Source organism: Nocardioides sp. J54 (genome assembly GCF_000519005.1).
In the GTDB taxonomy this organism is placed as follows: Bacteria; Actinomycetota; Actinomycetes; order Propionibacteriales; family Nocardioidaceae; genus Nocardioides.
In genome coordinates this window covers 53,562-68,990 of the sequence record NZ_JAER01000017.1, presented here as the reverse complement: position 1 = coordinate 68,990, position 15,429 = coordinate 53,562, and the positions used below count along the sequence as shown (strand labels likewise).

Below are 15,429 nucleotides of genomic sequence, written 5' to 3'. Positions count from 1 at the left end.
CCCAGCCGACCCGTGCAACCCAAAACCGGGGGGCCGCGGACGAGGTCCCGGGTCCGCGAGGGGGCCACCGATACGATCGAGTGGCCCGTGTCCGGGGTACCGGGCCGCACGAGCACGCACCGACCCGGGCCCGTGCCCGGACACATGCCCGCAACGACGCAGGAGAGGAGGCCGCCCGTGGGGGGACTGCAGCGGTTCGAGCAGCGACTGGAGCAGGCGATCTCCGGTGTCTTCGCCCGCACCTTCCGCAGCGCCGTGCAGCCGGTCGAGATCGCCGCCGCGCTCCAGCGCGAGCTGGACAACAAGGCGCAGGTGCTGTCCCGGCAGCGTCGGCTGGTGCCGAACAGCTTCGTCGTCGAGCTCTCCACCGGCGACCTGGAGCGGCTGGCGCCGTACGACTCCACGCTGGCCAGCGAGCTGACCGACCAGCTCACCGAGCACGCGGAGCTGCAGTCCTACGTCTTCCCCGGCCCGATCCGGATCGTCTTCGAGTCCGCGGAGGACCTGACCACCGGCCGGTTCCGGGTGCGCAGCCAGGCCGAGGCGGCGGTGACTGGGCACTCCCGGCGCTCCACCAACGGCCAGCGCACCCGCGCGGTCCTCGAGGTCAACGGCACGCAGCACCCGCTGCAGGCGCCGGGCCTGGTCGTGGGCCGCGGCAGCGAGGCGGACATCCGGATCAACGACCCCGGCGTCAGCCGCCGGCACGCGGAGTTCCTCCTGACCGCGCCCTCGGGCTCCGCGCCCGACGCGCCGGTGCACGTCGAGGTGCACGACATGGGCTCGACCAACGGCATCCGCGTCGACGGGCAGAAGGTCGCGCGGGCGACACTGCGCGACGGCTCACGGGTGCAGGTCGGCCACACCTCCCTGGTCCTGCGGTTGCTCGAGGAGCGCTGATTGTCCGAGCTGACCCTCTTCCTGGTGAGGATCGCGTACCTCGCGATCCTCTGGATCTTCGTGCTCTCGGCGATCTCGGTCATCCGCTCCGACATGTTCGGGGCGCGCGTGCCGACCGCGGCCGCGCCGGGCAAGCAGCCGCGCGCGCCGAAGCCGCCCCCGGCCCCGCGCCGCGGCCAGCCCAGCCACGTCGCGGTCGTGCAGGGCGTCAACACCGGCGCCACCGCTGACCTCGCGAACGCGCCGGTGCTCATCGGCCGCGGCAACGACGCGGCGATCCGGCTCGACGACGACTACGTCTCCACCCGCCACGCGCGGATCGTCTCCTCCGGCGGCCAGTGGTACGTCGAGGACCTCGGCTCCACCAACGGCACCTACCTCGGCAGCCAGCGGATCACGCAGCCGGTGCCCATCGGCCTCGGCTCCCAGGTCCGGGTCGGCAAGACCATCCTGGAGCTGAGGAAGTGATGGCCCCCAACCCCGACGGCAGCCCGCTCGACGACTCCGCACCGGACACGGTGGAGAACCCGGAGGCCCCCGAGCGGCCGGTCCCCGAGCCCACCTCCGAGGTGCCGCAGGTCTTCGAGCAGGACACCGTGGACGCCCCGGCCCGGCCGCCGCGCCCGCAGCTCACCCTCGACTTCTACGCCGTCTCCGACGTCGGCCGGGTCCGCAAGGACAACCAGGACTCCGGGTACGCCGGGCCGTGGCTGCTGTCGGTCTGCGACGGCGTCGGCGGCGCGGCCCGCGGCGACATCGCCTCGGGCACGGCCGTCAACGAGCTGCGCCAGCTCGACGAGCCGCCGGGCTCGGCCGACGTCCTCGACCGCGTCAACGACGGCCTCCACGAGGCGCACGTCGCGATCGGGCACCAGGTCGACCAGGACCCCTCCCTCAACGGCACGAGCACGACGGCCACGGTCGCGCTGTTCGACGGCAGCCGGCTGGCGCTCGGCCACGTGGGCGACTCGCGGGCCTACCTGCTGCGCGACGGCGAGCTCTCCCAGCTGACCAACGACCACACCTTCGTGCAGAGCCTGATCGACGAGGGCCGGATCACCGAGGTGGAGGCGCGGGTCCACCCGCACCGCAACCTCATCCTCAAGGCGCTCGACGGGCTGCACGACGTGGAGCCCGACCTGTTCGCCCTCGAGCTCGTGCCGGGCGACCGGCTGTTCCTGTGCAGCGACGGCGCGTGCGGCGTCCTCGACGACGCCCGGATGACCGAGATCCTCAAGGACGGGTCCCCGGAGTTCTGCGCGATCGAGATGGTCCGCGCCAGCCTCGAGGCCGGCAGCTCCGACAACGTCACGTGCGTCGTCGCCGACGTCACCGAGGCCGCGCCCGACGCCGGGGCGCGCGATCCGATGGTCGTCGGCGCCGCCGCGGACCTGCGCCAGCGCCGGCCCCGCGCGCTCTTCCGCGGCCACCGCTCCGGGGACACCGGGGAGCTCGAGCCGGTCGCGGCGGAGATCCCCGAGGGCATCGACTACGCCATCCACGCCGACCCGCCGGTCGACCCGGAGGCGATGCGCTACGCCCCGCAGGCGCCGCCGCGATTCATCTGGCCCCGCCGCCTGCTGGCCCTCGCGGTGCTGGTCGGCCTCGCCTGGATGGTGGTCGGCACGGCGTACTGGTGGAGCCAGCGGCAGTACTACGTCGGCGAGGACGACGGCGTCGTGGTGATCTACCGCGGCGTCGAGGTTCCCGGCCTGTCCTCGGTCCACGAGGTCTCAGACATCGAGGTCGCGGACCTGCCCGACGGCCTGGCCCGCACGATCCAGGACGGCATCGCCGCCGACGACTACGCCTCGGCCCGCGAGAAGGTCCAGCAGATCGCCGGCCGCGTCGGCGACCGCGACGAGGACGACGCGGCCGAGGACGAGGACGAGGGACTCTCCGACCCGCTCCCGGCCAGCCCGACCGACCAGACCAGCTCCGACCCGACGTCGCCGGCCGACTCCTCCGGGAGCGCCAGCGACTTCGCCCCGGTGGAGTGATGGCGACCAACTCCTCCACCCTGATGGGCTTCGTCCACCGACGCCGGCGTGGCGCCGAGCTGTTCCTGCTCGTCCTCGCGCTCGTCGTCGGCATCGGCGCCTACGCCGCCGTCGGCCTGGGCGTGGACGGCGAGGTGCCCACCAACCTCATCGGGTACGGCGGCTGGCTGGCCGTGCTGACCGTTGCCGCGCACGTCGTGGTCCGCTTCGTCGCGCCGTACGCCGACCCCGTGCTGCTGCCCGTCGTCGCGGCCCTCAACGGCCTCGGCCTGGCGGTCATCCACCGCCTCGACCTCGCCAAGGACACCGGGCTGGCCAGCCAGCAGCTGACCTGGATGACGCTCGGCGTGATCCTCTTCGTCGCGACGCTGGTGTTCCTGCCCGACCACCGCCTGCTGGCGCGGTTCACCTACACCTCGGGCCTCGCGGCGATCGTGCTGCTGATCCTGCCGATGCTCCCGGGGCTGGGCACGCAGATCAACGGTGCGCGGATCTGGATCGCGGTCGGTCCGTTCAGCTTCCAGCCCGGCGAGCTCGCCAAGGTGCTGCTGGTCATCACCTTCGCCGGCTACCTCGTCGTGCACCGCGACGCGCTGGCGCTGGCCGGGCGCCGCGTGGTCTTCATCGACCTGCCGCGCGGGCGCGACCTCGGCCCGATCCTGATGATGTGGGTGGTCAGCCTCGGCATCCTCGTGCTGCAGCGCGACCTCGGCTCGAGCCTGCTGTTCTTCGGCCTCTTCCTCGTCATGCTCTACGTCGCGACCGAGCGGCCCGGGTGGCTGGTCGTCGGCGGCCTGCTCTTCTTCGGCGGCGCGGCCGTCGCGTTCCGCCTGTTCTCCCACGTCCAGAAGCGCGTCGACATCTGGCTCGACCCGTTCGCCGACCCCGACGGCAGCGGCTACCAGCTGGTCCAGGCCCTCTACGGCTTCGGGTGGGGCGGCATGATCGGCCGCGGCTTCGGCGAGGGCATGCCCGAGCGGGTGCCGTACGCCGAGTCCGACTTCATCCTCGCCGCGATCGGCGAGGAGCTCGGCCTCACCGCGGTGATGGCGGTGCTGCTGCTCTACGGCCTCGTCGTCGAGCGGGCGCTGCGCGCGGCCCTGATCTCCCGTGACGGCTTCGGCAAGCTCGTCGCCACCGGCCTGGCCGCGGTCCTCGCGCTGCAGGTGTTCGTCGTCATCGGCGGCGTGACCCGGCTGATCCCGCTGACCGGCCTCACCACGCCCTTCCTGTCGTACGGCGGCTCCTCGCTCGTCGCGAACTGGGTGATCGTGGCGATCCTGCTGCGCATCTCCGACCAGGCCCGCCGCCCGCTGCCCGACCTCACCGAGGACGAGGACGCCGACGAGCAGGCCACCCAGGTCGTGAAGGTGGTGCCTCAGTGAACAAGCCGATCCGCACCGTCTCCATCTTCTGCATGTTCTTGTTCCTCGCCCTGATGGCGAACGTGACCTACCTGCAGTTCTGGCGCTCCGAGGACCTCAACACCGACCCGCGCAACGCCCGGGTCGCCGCGGCGGCGTTCAGCCGCGAGCGCGGGCTGATCCTCGTCGGCGAGGACGCCATCGCCCGCAGCGAACCGGTCGACGACCGCTACAAGTACCTCCGCGTCTACCCGCAGAAGCAGCTCTACGCGCCGATCACCGGCTACCTGCAGCTCGGCAGCCAGACCGGCCTCGAGCGCAGCCAGAACAAGGTGCTCTCCGGCGAGGACCCGCGGTTGTTCGTCAACCGCCTCGTCGACCTGCTCAAGGGCGACACCAACCAGGGTGGCAACGTGTCGCTGACCCTGGACCCGCGGGCCCAGCGCGCGGCCTTCACGTCGCTGCGCGACACGGTCGGGCCCGAGGGCGAGGGCGCCGTGGTGGCGATCCAGCCGAAGACCGGGCGGATCCTCGCCATGGTCTCCTTCCCGTCGTACGACCCCAACGAGCTGGCCTCGCACGACCGCGAGGTCCGCGAGCGTGCGTACGAGCGCCTCGACGGCAGCGAGCACCAGCCGCTCCTCAACCGTGCGATCCAGACCCGGCTCTTCCCCGGCTCGACGTTCAAGGTCGTCACCGCCGCGGCGGCGATCGAGGAGGGCGTCTACGACCAGGACGACCAGGTCCCCTCGGGCGCGACCTGGCAGGCGCCGGGCACGACCGGCGAGCAGAACGTCATCGACAACGAGGGCCGCACGGGGTGCAGCCCGGAGCGGATCTCCTTCGCCACCGCGATGGAGGACTCCTGCAACACGGCCTTCGCCAAGATGGCCGTCGAGGTCGGCCCGGAGAAGCTGCGGGAGACCGCCGAGGCGTTCGGCTTCAACAGCGACTACCTCCTCGACCTCGGCCCGCAGGCGCGCTCGGTGTTCCCCGAGGACGTGGTCGACGTCATCGACGGCGAGGAGCAGGAGCCGCGCGAGCTGAACGGCGCCGAGACCGCCCGGTCCGGCTTCGGCCAGTTCTCGGTGCAGGCCACGCCGCTGCAGATGGCGATGGTCGCCTCCGCGATCGCCAACCGCGGCGCGCTGATGCGGCCCTACCTCGTCGACCAGGTGCAGACCGCCAGCTTCGACGTCCTGGAGACCACCGAGCCCGAGAAGCTGCGCGACGCGATCTCCCCGCAGACCGCCGCGCAGCTGACCGACCTGCTGGTCTCGACCGTCGACAACGGCACCGCCTCCCCCGCCGCCATCGACGGCGTCAGCGTCGCCGGCAAGACCGGCACGGCGCAGCGCGGCATCGAGGGCAAGGCGCCCTACGGGTGGTTCATCTCCTTCGCCCCGGCGCAGAACGCCGAGGTCGCGGTGGCGGTCATGATCCAGGAGGCACCCGGCAAGCAGATCGCGGGCGGCCAGCTCGGCGGCCCGATCGCGAAGGCAGTCATGGAAGCGGTGTTGCAGTGAGTCAGTACGCCGACCGGGCCCGTCGCTACCACCTCGACTCCGTGATCGCCACCGGCGGCATGGGCGTCGTGTGGCGCGGCACGGACACCCGGCTCGACCGACCCGTCGCGGTCAAGGTCCTCAAGGCGGAGTACGCCGACGACCCGCTGTTCCGCACCCGCTTCGAGGGCGAGGCCCGCAGCGCCGCCGCCCTGCACCACCCCGGGATCGCCGGCGTCTACGACTACGGCGCCGACGACACCGGCGAGCTGCCGCCGTACCTGGTGATGGAGCTGGTCGACGGACAGCCCCTGTCGACGCTGCTCGCGACCGCCCGCTCCAACGGCCGGGTCATCGACACCGCCGTCGTGCAGGACCTGCTCGCGCAGGCCGCCGACGCGCTGGGGGTCGCCCACCGCGCCGGCATCGTGCACCGCGACGTGAAGCCCGCGAACCTGCTGGTCACGCCCGACCGCCGGGTGAAGATCACCGACTTCGGCATCGCCCGCGCGGCCGACGCCGCGGCGCTGACCCGGACCGGCTCGGTCATGGGCACGCCGCAGTACCTCAGCCCCGAGCAGGCCCGCGGCAACCCCTCGACGCCCGCCTCCGACGTCTACTCGCTGGGCGTCGTGGCGTTCGAGTGCCTGACCGGGCGACGCCCGTTCGAGGCCGAGACGCCCGTCGCGACGGCGCTCGCCCACCTGCAGCAGCCGGTGCCCGAGCTGCCCGACAGCGTGCCCGCGCCGCTGGCCGCGGTCGTGCGACGTGCGCTGGCCAAGGACCCGGCCGAGCGCTTCCCCGACGGCACGGCGTTCGGTGCCGCGCTCCGCGACCCGTCCTCGGCCTCGGCCGCCGCCGCGGCCGCCGGGCCCGCCACGCCGGCCGAGGGCGCCACCCAGGTGCTCCCCGCCACCGGGGTGCTGCCGCCGACCCCCGCCGGACCCGCGACGCCGATGGAGCGGCTCGACTCGCCCTCGCCGTACGCCGGCGAGGAGGAGAAGGAGCAGCGCAGGTCCCCGTGGCCGATCGCGGCCGCGGTGATCCTGCTCGTGGTGGCGGCCGTGGTCGCCGCGATCCTGCTGCTCGGTGGTGACGACGAGGACCCGGTCGCCGACGACCCGACCTCGGAGCCCACGACGGAGGCGACGACCGAGGAGACGACGACAGAAGCGGCGACCGTGGAGTTCGACGCCGACGACTACGTCTGCTCCCAGGACTACCGCGTCGCCCAGTCCGACCTCGACGAGCTGGGGCTGCGGACCTCGGTCGAGCGGTTCAGCACGCCCAACGACGGCAGCTGCCCGGCCGACAGCGTCGCGGAGTTCTCCCGCTCCGGCACCCTGACCGAGGGCGCCCGCGTGGTCATCTACTACTGGGGCCCGGTCGAGCAGGAGGAGGAGCCGACGCCCACCCCGGAGCCGACGCCCACGGAGACGACCGAGGCACCGACGACGCCCACGGAGACGACCGAGGCACCGACCACCGAGCCGACCGATCCGCTGACCGACCTGGGGGAGGACGGATGAGCCAGCCACCCGAGAACGGCACCGGAGGCCCCGTCGTCGGGGGCCGCTACCAGCTCGCCGAGCTCCTCGGCCGCGGCGGCATGGCCGAGGTCCGCAAGGGCACCGACACGCGGCTCGGCCGCGTCGTCGCGGTCAAGCGCCTGCGCACCGACCTCGCCAGCGACCCCACCTTCCAGGCCCGCTTCCGCCGGGAGGCCCAGTCCTCGGCGTCGCTGAACCACCCGGCCATCGTCGCGGTCTACGACACCGGCGAGGAGCGCACGCCCCAGCCCGACGGCAGCGACGAGGTCGTGCCCTACATCGTCATGGAGTACGTCGCCGGGCGGACCCTGCGTGACATCCTCCGCGAGGGCCGCAAGATCCTGCCCGAGCGGGCCCTGGAGATCACCAGCGGCGTGCTGTCGGCGCTCGACTACAGCCACCGCGCGGGGATCATCCACCGCGACATCAAGCCCGGCAACGTGATGCTCACGCCGGCCGGCGACGTCAAGGTGATGGACTTCGGCATCGCGCGGGCGATGAGCGACGCGCAGTCGTCGATGACCCAGACCGCGGCCGTGGTCGGCACCGCGCAGTACCTCTCGCCCGAGCAGGCCCGCGGCGAGACCGTCGACTCCCGCTCCGACGTCTACTCCGCCGGCTGCCTGCTCTACGAGCTGCTCACCGGCCGGCCGCCGTTCGTCGGCGACTCCCCGGTCGCCGTCGCCTACCAGCACGTCCGCGAGCCCGCCGTACCCCCGTCGCGGCACGAGGACGACCTCACCCCCGAGATCGACGCGATCGTGATGAAGGCGCTCGCGAAGCGGGTCGAGGACCGCTACCAGTCCGCGGCGCAGATGCGCGCCGACATCGAGCGCTACCTCGCCGGTCGCCCGGTCCAGGCCACCGTCCCCGACGTGCCCACCGGCCCGGTCCCCGCACCCGTGCCCGTCGCGGCGCACGACCCGCAGGAGACGGCGATCCGCCCGGCGGTGCCGCCCGTGCAGGACGACCGCCGCAGCCGGGTCGGGCTGTGGGTGCTGCTCGCCGTGCTGCTGCTCGCCCTCTTCGGCACGGCGTACGCCGTGTGGCCCAAGCTCTTCGACGACACCCCGACCGACGTCGCGGTCCCAGGCGTCGTCGGCAAGGAGGTCGACGCCGCCCGCAGCGACATCGGCGACGTCGGCCTCGAGAGCGACCACAGCGCGGTCGCGTGCAGCGACGACTACGACGCGGGTGTGGTGGTCAAGCAGGACCCGGAGAGCGGCGACTACATCGCGCCCACCGGCACCGTCTACCTCACCATCTCCAGCGGCCCGTGCGACTTCCCGATGCCGGCCGTGACCTCCTCGCGCCGCGCCCAGGCGATCAACACGCTCACCGACGCGGGCATCCCGCGGGAGAACATCAGCTTCGAGGAGTGCGACGCCGACGACCCGAAGGGCACCGTCGTCGAGCAGAACCCGATCCCGGGCACGCCGGTCGGCACCGACACCGAGGTCACCCTCTGCGTCTCCGACGGCCCGACGAAGGTCCCCGACGTCGTGGGCAAGACCCGCGCACAGGCGGAGAAGCTGATCCGCGACGCGGGGTTCAACCCGATCGTGCGCAACGCCGACGCCTCCGACGACAGCCAGCCGAAGGGCCGGATCACCGAGCAGCTCCCGGCGGCGGGCGAGGCCCGCAACCAGGGCGACGACGTGATCATCTTCGTCTCGGTCTACGAGGAGCCCGAGACGCCGGTCGACACCGACGGCGACGGACTCTCCGACGAGGACGAGGAGAAGGCCGGCACCGACGCGAACAACCCCGACACCGACGGCGACGGCATCAACGACGGCCAGGAGGTCGCCGACGGCACCGACCCGACCAACCCGCTCGACCCGGGCCCGGGTGGTGGCGGGACGCCCGACCCGGGTGGCCCGGGTGGCGGCGGCGGTGGTGACAGCGTCGGGCGCACGGTCCCGCTGACCGTCCGCTGAGGCTGTCCGGCTCGGTCAGTCGCGCAGCGGGCGTGCGTACTGCACGTCCAGCACGCCGTCGTACGCCGGCGCGCTGACGATGTCGCGGGTCTCCAGGGACCAGCCGATGCCGATCTGGCTGTTGGCGGAGTCGGTGCGGTAGCCGGAGACCAGGTCGTCGCCGTCGATGGCGTCGAGCAGGGCCGTCTGGTCGCCGACGGCCTCGATGACGAACGGCTGGGAGTAGGGCACGCCCTGCAGCTGCACGACCGGGCCGCGGCACTTGATGCCGGTCGTGGAGATGATCCGCTGCCCGGCGATGGTGACCGCGGTGGCGCCGCCGGCCCACAGGGCGTTGACGACCGCCTGGATGTCCTGCTGGTGGACGACGAACCGGTTGAGCTTGATCCGCTCCTCGGGCTCGACGTTCTTGTTGAGCTCGATCGCCTCGTCGACGAGCTCGTCGGGCGCGTCCTGCATGGTGATCCGCAGCCCCGGACCCTGCCGGGGGGTGAGCCCGGCCGGGTCGCGCAGCTCGGCCGCCTCGGCGCGCGCGAGGTTGACCCCGCGGTCGCTGACCCGGGCGCCGAGCCGGTCCACCTCCGCGGTCAGCTCGTTGAGGCGGTCCTCGACGTCCTGGAAGTCGTTGGCCTCGGCTTCCACGAGACCGGCCAGGTCGGTGTAGCGTCCGGGCCGGAGGTCGGTCCCGTCGCTGTTCGCCGCGGACACGGCGAGCAGGCTGCCGCTCAGCAGCGCGACGACCGGCGTCCCCACCCGCCAGGCCAGCGACCTGCCGGTCCGGTGGCCGGGCGGCGCGCCCGCGTGCGTACCCGTCATACTGACAGTGTCCACCACACCCCTGACCGCACCACCCCAACCCCGGCCGGCGCTGACCAAGGGCCGGCCGGAACGACGAGGAGCCCCGACGTGGCCAAGCTGCCCCGCCTGTCGAAGAACAAGGACGGAGACGTCTTCGCCGACCCCGAGCGCGGCCCGGTGATGACTGCGCGCTTCGCCGTCGCGCTGGTGCTGATCCTCGGCGGCGTCGGCTGGATCCTGTACTACTACTTCGGCATCCGCCCGACCGACGGCTTCGGCAGCCTCAACTCCGAGGGCAAGCCGAACCAGCCGGGTGGCCCCTCCTTCTTCGCCGACCTCGAGGGCAAGAACTACCTGATCGGGTTCATCGCGCTCTTCCTCGGCCTGGCGATCTCCGCGCACCCCAAGACCCCGCTCGGCCGCGGCCGCGGCGTCGTGGTCGGCATGCTCGGCTGCTTCATCATCGGCCTGGTCTGGATCTGCATCTTCTACATCTTCCTGACCGGCAACGACCCGAAGGACATCCCGATCTTCAACGACCTGGGCCAGAAGAACCTCTTCGTCGGCATCGGGTTCATGGCGGTCGGCTTCACCTTCGCCACGCGCTGGGAGTAGGCAGCCCGCACCCAGCACAACACAGCACGACGCGGCGCCGGTGGTCTCCACCGGCGCCGCGGTCGTTTTCCACCTGCGGTCGTTTTCCACAGGGTTCTCCCCAGCTGGGGAGAACTACACCGGTGTGATTCATCCACATCGGTGGAAAAGGCTGGGGATGACTCGTACGGCGGGTCCCTGCTCAGGCGGTGTACGTCGCCATCCGCAACACGGTCAGGCCCACCAGCACCAGCGCGACGGCCGCGAGGCCGACGCCCTGGACCAGCCCGCGCCGTTCCCGGGGCGCGTAGGCCAGGACCACTGCGACCACCCCGCCGCCGATGAACCCGCCGAGGTGGCCCTGCCAGGAGATACCCGGAAGCAGGCTGATGATGACCCCCAGGAGGAGGGTCGATCCCAGGCTCGAGGTGTCGGCACCCACCTTGCGGGCCACGACGAGGTGCGCGGCCAGCAGGCCGAAGAGCGCGCCGGAGGCGCCGACGGCCGAGCCGCCGGACAGCCACATCACCGCGACACCCCCGCTGATGCCGGCGAGCAGGTAGAGCGCGAGGAAGCGCACCCAGCCGAAGACGCGCTCCAGCTGCGGGCCGAGCTGCCACAGCGCGAGGGCGTTCATCGCGATGTGCCACACGTGCACGTGGGTGACGACGTGGGTCAGCAGGCGCCACACGCCGCCGTCGGCCACGCCGGGGTACCACCGGGTGTCGCCGATGCCGGTGCACGTCGCGGCGGACTGGATGCCGGGGTAGCCCAGGCCGGGGTCGCTGATGATGCCGCACCACCCGCCGGTGCGCATCGCGAGCCAGTTGAGCAGGACGCTGTCCTCGCCGCCGGTCGCGGTGATCGCGACCCAGGCCACGGCGATGACGGCGAGCAGCACGGTGGTGACCCGGCCGGGTGTGCGGTTGACGACGCCGCCGTACGCGCCGGTGGCCTGGCGCTGCGTCTTGCGCCCCTCGGCGACGCAGGAGGGGCACTGGAAGCCCACGGCTGCGTCGTTCATGCAGTCGGGGCAGATCGGGCGCTCGCAGCGCTGGCAGCGCACCCAGGTCTCGCGGTCGGGGTGCCGGTAGCAGGTCGGCACCCCGACCGGAGGCGTGCTCATGGTGCTGTGCTGGTCCTTGGTGCTGGTCTCGGGTGGTCCGGGCTCAGCCCTTGATCTCGACCGTCTCGATGACGACCGGCTCGACCGGCTTGTCGTTGCGGCCGGTCTGGACGCCGGCGATCGCGTCGACGACGTCGCGGCTGGCCTGGTCGGCGACCTCGCCGAAGATCGTGTGCTTGAAGTTCAGCCACGTGGTCGCGCCGACGGTGATGAAGAACTGCGAGCCGTTGGTGCCCGGGCCGGCGTTGGCCATCGCGAGCAGGTAGGGCTTGTCGAAGGTGAGCTCGGGGTGCGGCTCGTCCTTGAACTGGTAGCCCGGGCCGCCGGTGCCGATGCCGTCGGGGCAGCCACCCTGGATCATGAAGCCGGGGATGACCCGGTGGAACGTCAGGCCGTCGTAGAACGGGCCGGAGCCGGTGGAGCCGCCGCGGCGGTCCGGCGTGTACGGGCCGTCGGGCGAGACCTCGACGGGGTTGCCGGTGGCGAGACCGACGAAGCTCTTGACCGTCAGCGGCGCGTGGTTGGGGAACAGGTTGAGCGTGATGTCGCCCTTGTTCGTCTTCAGGACGGCCTGGTCTGCCATGGGGTAAGCCTCGTCTCAGATCGATGTCGTGCGCGCCGGTCGGCCGACCGGCAACGCAGTCGATCCTACGAGCACTGCCACGGCTTGCGTCCGTGGACCATGCTGGTGCGGAAGCGGTCCGGTTGCCGTCTGGGCAGCCGGCCGGTCGACCCAGGAGGGTGAGTGATGAAGGTGCTGAAGAAGCTGGTGCTGGTGGGCCTCGTCGGCGCGGCCGTGGCCGCCGTCGCGAAGAAGCTGCAGGGCGGCGGCTCGTCGTCGCAGTGGCAGTCGGCGGACCCGTCGGCCTGAGCGGTCCCGGACCGGTCAGGTCCGCACGAGCTCCGGGTGGTCGGCGCGCAGGCGCTCGACCACCCGGCGCTCGACCCAGAAGATGAGGCCGGGGACGAGCCCGGCGACCAGGAGCAGCAGCAGCTGGGGCATGGACCAGCGCGCCTTCTGGCTCAGCAGGAACGCCACGACGACGTAGACCATGTAGATCCAGCCGTGGATGATCCAGATCGGGGTGAGGTCGTCGCCGAGCTGCTGCAGCGCGGTGCCGTCCTCGAGGAGGTACTTGGCCACCGAGCTGAGCGCGCCGACCACGAGGAGGACGCCTACCACGAGCGCGAGCACGCGGTAGGTGGGGAAGAGCCTGGTCACGGCTTCGAGGGTACGACGGCGTCGTCCGCCGGGTCGGCGCCGGGCCCGTCCGCTGCCCGCTCGGTGGTGGCGTCGCGCACATGGCGCCACCAGAGGAAGATCGCGAAGGCGGCGAAGACCCACCACTCGATGGCGTAGAGGATGTTGCGCAGGCCGGTGAACCGGCTCGCCGGCGGCAGCTGGTCCAGCGTCGCGGCCGCCACCCCCGCCGAGGCGTCGGCGGCCAGCGGCTCCTGCGCGACGACGTAGGCGCCGTACAGGTCCTGGCCCTCGAGCAGCTGGACCAGGTCGGCGACCCGCAGGCTCGGCACCACCCGGTCGTCGGCCTCGTCGTCCGCGGCGTCACCGCCGCGTGCGGCCTCGGTCGGCTGCAGCCAGCCGGTGAGGTCGACCGTGCCGGTCGGCGGCGCGGGGAGGTCGTCGAGCGAGGCGTCCGCGGGCACCCACCCGCGCACGACGGGCACGGCGGGCTGGTCCGGCTCGCCGACGCTGAGCGGGGTGACCAGCCACCGCCCGTCCTCGCCGTCGGCGCCGTCGCGGCCGGAGACCAGCACGGTGCCGGCGTCGAGGAAGGTGCCGCTGACCTCGACGGGCCGGCCCAGGCCAGCGCGCGGGAACGGGTCGTCGGGGCCGATGACGTCGGTGATCGGGACCGGGGCGACCTCGGTCAGGTCCTCCTGCTCCGCAGCCCGGCGCTCCTGCCAGGCGTCGAACTGCCACACGCCCATCCCGGCGGCGAACCCGACGCACACGAGGGCGAGGAGGTGGGCGCCCCACAACCGAACGCTCCACCACCGCAGCACCTCCTCAGGGTACGAGGGGCCGTGGCCGCCCTCCTCGCCGGCCCGGCCGTCGCCCGCCTCACACGACTGGTCTGACCACTTGACCACCGGACCTGAGCCGCCTACCGTCATCGTCATGGCACTGCGACCCGTGACCCGACGCTCCGTGGCCGACCAGGTGTTCGACCAGGTGCTCGACGACGTCCTCGACGGCGAGCTCGCCGTCGGCGAGCCCCTGCCCAGCGAGCGCCGGCTGGCGGAGGTGCTCGGCATCTCCCGACCGGCCGTTCGCGAGGCGCTGCAGCGCATCGCCCAGACCGGGCTGGTGGAGGTGCGGCACGGCGGGGCGACCACCGTGCGCGACTTCCGCCGCGCCGCCGGCCTCGACCTGCTCCCGCGGCTCCTCGTCCGCAGCGGGCGGCTCGACGCGGCGGTCGCCCGCAGCGTCCTGGAGGCCCGTGCCGAGGTCGGCCCCGGCATCGCCGCCCTGGCCGCCGAGCGCGGCGGGCCCGGCCTCGCCGCAGATCTCGACCGCGTGGTGACCGACCTCGAGGCGGCCCAGGACGCGGTGCGCTGGCAGGAGCTGGCCCTGGACTACTGGGACCTGCTCGTCGACGGCGCCGACTCCCTCGTCTTCCGGCTGATGTTCAACAGCCTGCGCGCCGCCTACGAGCCGGTCCTGCCCGCGCTCTCCGCGGTGCTGGCCGCCGAGGTGGGCCAGGTCGAGCCCTACCGGCTCCTGGCCGCGGCGATCCGCAGCGGCGACGCCGCCACCGCCCGGGCCGCCGCGACCCGCGTGCTCGCGCCGACCGCCGAGGCGCTGCTGGCGGCCCTTGACGCGGTGGGGGACGCGGCGGAGAACGACCGGTGAGCCCCCGCGAGGCGCACGCCGCCCGCCGCCTGGCGGAGGACGAGGCGCGCCTGGCCGGGAAGCTGGACGGGAAGCTGGACGGGAAGTACGTCGGCGACCGAGCTGCCGGGCGTCGTACGAATCTGTCGATGGGCGAGGTGCTCGCCGAGTTCTGGCGCCACCCCAGCCCGTGGCTGCTCGGGACCTGCCTGGCCGCCGCCGTCACCGGTCGGGTGCTCGCCGGGCCCGGGTCGTGGTGGGAGCTGGCCGTCCCGCTCGGCCTGGTCGCGGTGCTGCCGGTCGTGGAGTGGGTGGTCCACGTGTTCATCCTGCACTGGAAGCCGCGCCGGCTCGGACCGGTGACCCTGGACCCGCTGCTGGCGCGCAAGCACCGCGCGCACCACGCGAACCCGCGCGAGATCCCGCTCGTGTTCATCCCCTGGCAGGCCCAGCTGTGGCTGGCGCCGGCGTGGACCGCGCTGGCGTGGCTGGTGATGCCGACGACCTCGGCGATGTTCACGCTGCTGGTCGCGGTCTACACGATCAAGTCCGGCTACGAGTGGACGCACTACCTGCTGCACAGCGACTACCGGCCGAGGTCGGCGTGGTACCGCAAGGTCTGGCGCAACCACCGGCTGCACCACTACAAGAGCGAGCACTACTGGTTCACCGTCACCACGGCGGGGACGGCCGACCGGTTGTTCGGCACGGCGCCGGACCCGGGCACGGTGCCGACCTCGCCGACCGTGCAGCGGTTGCACGACCTGGACCTCTGACCGGCTGACCGGCCGACCAGCC

At 72.8% G+C, this 15,429-nt stretch carries 16 protein-coding genes; 11 read left to right on the top strand and 5 right to left on the bottom strand.

Annotated elements, in window-relative coordinates; genetic code table 11:
- The first annotated feature begins 177 nt into the window (after positions 1 to 177).
- From NOCJ54_RS0113275 to pknB, 7 genes are read left to right on the top strand one after another with little or no spacing between them, the layout of a single operon-like run.
- The gene (locus tag NOCJ54_RS0113275; RefSeq protein WP_028655879.1) at positions 178 to 900 is read left to right on the top strand and encodes an FhaA domain-containing protein; all 723 of its coding nucleotides are present in this window, start codon (positions 178 to 180) and stop codon (positions 898 to 900) included.
- Positions 901 to 1,368: an FHA domain-containing protein FhaB/FipA gene (locus NOCJ54_RS0113270; protein WP_028655878.1), complete on the top strand. Its 468-nt coding sequence runs from the start codon at positions 901 to 903 to the stop codon at positions 1,366 to 1,368.
- Positions 1,368 to 2,900, top strand: a complete 1,533-nt coding sequence (locus NOCJ54_RS25745) for a PP2C family protein-serine/threonine phosphatase (RefSeq protein WP_084255182.1) — start codon at positions 1,368 to 1,370, stop codon at positions 2,898 to 2,900. Before NOCJ54_RS0113270 ends, NOCJ54_RS25745 begins: the two co-directional genes overlap by 1 nt.
- Positions 2,900 to 4,285 (top strand): FtsW/RodA/SpoVE family cell cycle protein, encoded by a 1,386-nt coding sequence (locus NOCJ54_RS0113260; RefSeq protein WP_028655877.1) that lies wholly within the window; start codon positions 2,900 to 2,902, stop codon positions 4,283 to 4,285. Before NOCJ54_RS25745 ends, NOCJ54_RS0113260 begins: the two co-directional genes overlap by 1 nt.
- Positions 4,282 to 5,790: a peptidoglycan D,D-transpeptidase FtsI family protein gene (locus NOCJ54_RS0113255; RefSeq protein WP_028655876.1), complete on the top strand. Its 1,509-nt coding sequence runs from the start codon at positions 4,282 to 4,284 to the stop codon at positions 5,788 to 5,790. The genes NOCJ54_RS0113260 and NOCJ54_RS0113255 overlap by 4 nt, the downstream gene beginning before the upstream one ends.
- Complete coding sequence (locus NOCJ54_RS25740; protein WP_051485822.1) at positions 5,787 to 7,298, top strand: serine/threonine-protein kinase; 1,512 nt, start codon at positions 5,787 to 5,789, stop codon at positions 7,296 to 7,298. Before NOCJ54_RS0113255 ends, NOCJ54_RS25740 begins: the two co-directional genes overlap by 4 nt.
- Positions 7,295 to 9,259, top strand: a complete 1,965-nt coding sequence (pknB, locus tag NOCJ54_RS25735; RefSeq protein ID WP_051485821.1) for a Stk1 family PASTA domain-containing Ser/Thr kinase — start codon at positions 7,295 to 7,297, stop codon at positions 9,257 to 9,259. The genes NOCJ54_RS25740 and pknB overlap by 4 nt, the downstream gene beginning before the upstream one ends.
- A 15-nt stretch (positions 9,260 to 9,274) precedes the next feature.
- Here the strand turns inward: pknB and NOCJ54_RS25730 are convergent, their stop codons facing one another.
- A complete protein-coding gene (locus NOCJ54_RS25730) occupies positions 9,275 to 10,075 on the bottom strand; it encodes a DUF881 domain-containing protein (RefSeq protein WP_051485820.1) in 801 nt (266 codons plus the stop codon).
- A 90-nt stretch (positions 10,076 to 10,165) separates the two neighbouring features.
- On the opposite strand from NOCJ54_RS25730, the gene NOCJ54_RS0113235 reads away from it, so the two are divergent.
- Complete coding sequence (locus NOCJ54_RS0113235) at positions 10,166 to 10,672, top strand: cell division protein CrgA (protein WP_028655875.1); 507 nt, start codon at positions 10,166 to 10,168, stop codon at positions 10,670 to 10,672.
- Between the two features lie 181 nt (positions 10,673 to 10,853).
- Here the strand turns inward: NOCJ54_RS0113235 and NOCJ54_RS0113230 are convergent, their stop codons facing one another.
- The gene (locus tag NOCJ54_RS0113230; RefSeq protein WP_028655874.1) at positions 10,854 to 11,777 is read right to left on the bottom strand and encodes a rhomboid family intramembrane serine protease; all 924 of its coding nucleotides are present in this window, start codon (positions 11,775 to 11,777) and stop codon (positions 10,854 to 10,856) included.
- Positions 11,778 to 11,820: 43 nt separating this feature from the next.
- The gene (locus tag NOCJ54_RS0113225) at positions 11,821 to 12,360 is read right to left on the bottom strand and encodes a peptidylprolyl isomerase (RefSeq protein WP_028655873.1); all 540 of its coding nucleotides are present in this window, start codon (positions 12,358 to 12,360) and stop codon (positions 11,821 to 11,823) included.
- A 165-nt stretch (positions 12,361 to 12,525) separates the two neighbouring features.
- Here NOCJ54_RS0113225 and NOCJ54_RS30530 point away from each other — a divergent pair, with 165 nt between their 5' ends.
- The gene (locus NOCJ54_RS30530) at positions 12,526 to 12,648 is read left to right on the top strand and encodes a hypothetical protein (RefSeq protein ID WP_261376616.1); all 123 of its coding nucleotides are present in this window, start codon (positions 12,526 to 12,528) and stop codon (positions 12,646 to 12,648) included.
- 15 nt (positions 12,649 to 12,663) lie between these two features.
- Here NOCJ54_RS30530 and NOCJ54_RS0113215 read toward each other — a convergent pair whose 3' ends face one another.
- Both NOCJ54_RS0113215 and NOCJ54_RS25725 read right to left on the bottom strand, forming a co-directional pair.
- The gene (locus NOCJ54_RS0113215) at positions 12,664 to 12,999 is read right to left on the bottom strand and encodes a DUF3817 domain-containing protein (RefSeq protein WP_028655872.1); all 336 of its coding nucleotides are present in this window, start codon (positions 12,997 to 12,999) and stop codon (positions 12,664 to 12,666) included.
- The gene (locus tag NOCJ54_RS25725; RefSeq protein ID WP_198020217.1) at positions 12,996 to 13,802 is read right to left on the bottom strand and encodes an SURF1 family protein; all 807 of its coding nucleotides are present in this window, start codon (positions 13,800 to 13,802) and stop codon (positions 12,996 to 12,998) included. The genes NOCJ54_RS0113215 and NOCJ54_RS25725 overlap by 4 nt, the downstream gene beginning before the upstream one ends.
- A gap of 115 nt (positions 13,803 to 13,917) precedes the next feature.
- On the opposite strand from NOCJ54_RS25725, the gene NOCJ54_RS0113205 reads away from it, so the two are divergent.
- On the top strand, positions 13,918 to 14,652 hold the full coding sequence (locus NOCJ54_RS0113205) for a FadR/GntR family transcriptional regulator (protein WP_028655871.1): 735 nt from the start codon (positions 13,918 to 13,920) through the stop codon (positions 14,650 to 14,652).
- Positions 14,649 to 15,407, top strand: coding sequence for a sterol desaturase family protein (locus NOCJ54_RS0113200; RefSeq protein ID WP_157514900.1), 759 nt, complete (start codon positions 14,649 to 14,651; stop codon positions 15,405 to 15,407). Before NOCJ54_RS0113205 ends, NOCJ54_RS0113200 begins: the two co-directional genes overlap by 4 nt.
- Positions 15,408 to 15,429 lie beyond the last annotated feature (22 nt).

Excerpts from the sequence above, each read along its gene's own strand:
- NOCJ54_RS25745 (WP_084255182.1), top strand. The coding sequence starts at position 1,368 with ATGGCCCCCAACCCCGACGGCAGCCCGCTCGACGACTCCGCACCGGAC.
- NOCJ54_RS0113260 (WP_028655877.1), top strand. The coding sequence starts at position 2,900 with ATGGCGACCAACTCCTCCACCCTGATGGGCTTCGTCCACCGACGCCGG.
- pknB (WP_051485821.1), top strand. The coding sequence starts at position 7,295 with ATGAGCCAGCCACCCGAGAACGGCACCGGAGGCCCCGTCGTCGGGGGC.
- NOCJ54_RS25730 (WP_051485820.1), bottom strand. The coding sequence starts at position 10,075 with ATGACGGGTACGCACGCGGGCGCGCCGCCCGGCCACCGGACCGGCAGG.
- NOCJ54_RS0113230 (WP_028655874.1), bottom strand. The coding sequence starts at position 11,777 with ATGAGCACGCCTCCGGTCGGGGTGCCGACCTGCTACCGGCACCCCGAC.
- NOCJ54_RS0113225 (WP_028655873.1), bottom strand. The coding sequence starts at position 12,360 with ATGGCAGACCAGGCCGTCCTGAAGACGAACAAGGGCGACATCACGCTC.
- NOCJ54_RS30530 (WP_261376616.1), top strand. The coding sequence starts at position 12,526 with ATGAAGGTGCTGAAGAAGCTGGTGCTGGTGGGCCTCGTCGGCGCGGCC.
- NOCJ54_RS0113205 (WP_028655871.1), top strand. The coding sequence starts at position 13,918 with ATGGCACTGCGACCCGTGACCCGACGCTCCGTGGCCGACCAGGTGTTC.